This is a genomic window from Gilliamella sp. Fer4-1 (assembly GCF_001690515.1).
Classification (GTDB): Bacteria; Pseudomonadota; Gammaproteobacteria; order Enterobacterales; family Orbaceae; genus Gilliamella; species Gilliamella apicola_C.
This window is the reverse complement of the sequence record NZ_LZGZ01000118.1, coordinates 1-1291: the sequence shown is the minus strand read 5'-3', so window position 1 is coordinate 1291 and position 1291 is coordinate 1. Positions and strand designations below refer to the sequence as shown.

1 protein-coding gene is annotated in these 1291 nt (G+C 33.2%); it reads left to right on the top strand.

Annotated elements, in window-relative coordinates; translation table 11 throughout:
* The coding region (locus tag A9G30_RS04275) for a tRNA (cytidine(34)-2'-O)-methyltransferase (protein WP_081295650.1) at positions 1-378 on the top strand (378 nt) is incomplete at its 5' end.
* Positions 379-1291: the final 913 nt, after the last annotated feature.

The window sequence follows — 1291 nt, the reverse complement described above, 5'->3', positions numbered from 1 at the left end:
GAACCCATGGGCTTTTATTGGGATGACAAAAAGCTAAAACGAGCAGGGCTTGATTATCAAGAATTTGTCGATGTAAAACGTTACAAAAATTTGGACCATTTTGTAGATACCAATCAAATAGACTGGTTAACACAAGTGTATGCTTTAACCACAAAAGGACAAAAACCGCATAGTGAAGTCAATTACCAACAAAATGACTTTTTAATGTTTGGTCCAGAAACCCGCGGTTTACCTAACACAATATTAGATGCATTGCCTCAAGATAAAAAAATACGTATTCCTATGTTAGCCACAAGCCGTAGTATGAACTTATCTAACTCGGTAGCTGTTGTCGTTTACGAATCATGGCGCCAGTTAGGCTACATGGGAGCAAAATAGATTATTGTTTTTGAAAGAATAAACTGACAAACGGCTTACGCATCATTATCATAATTGCATAGCTACCTAAAACTCTTACAAAATTTTAGGCTTAGATGTTAAGCCAAAAAGTGCAATACTTTATACGTAATACTTTATAACTATATGATTTCACATAAAATAAAAACTTAAATAAAACCAATGGGTTTTCTGAAGTATTTTTTAATAAAAAGGCTTTATTTTTAATCCGCCAACTGAATAATAGCACAGTGTTATTCGGCGGCAGAATATACCACCGACGGAGTCAGATTAGCACATCAAACAAAGATGTTTAGTGAGATACTGTTTTATCGGCAATAAATTAGCGCAGTTGCGTAAGCAAATAAAACGCTTAAAAATTTTAAGCTTGGATATCAAGCCCAAAAACGTAATACCTTATAACTATATGATTTTACGGAAAAACTTAAATAAAATCAATGGCTTTTATGAAGTGTTTTTTTAATAAAAAGGCTTTATTTTTAATCCGCTAACTGAATAATCGCACAGTGCTATTCGGTGGCAGAATATGCCACCGATAGAGCCAGATTAGCACGCCAAACAAAGATGTCTAGTGAGATACTGCTTTATCGGCAATAAATCAGCGCAGTTGTGTAAAATTGAGTGACAAAAGCGGAACGAATTTTTCTGGAAAAAATTTGAATACCACAACAGTTGAATATCAAAACATTGCTAAGATGGCCTCAAAAAGGCGATATTCTATGATAAGAGTAACTATAAAAAAGCACATTAGCTTTTGTTTAAAAAATTAAGCAGGCTTTTTTGTTAAAATTTCTCTAATAAATTTAATTAGATAACATATTGGTCAGCAAGTAGGATAAGCCTACACCGTACAGAAATTCACGTTACTAAAGCGGTTTATTAAAGATAATAGTAT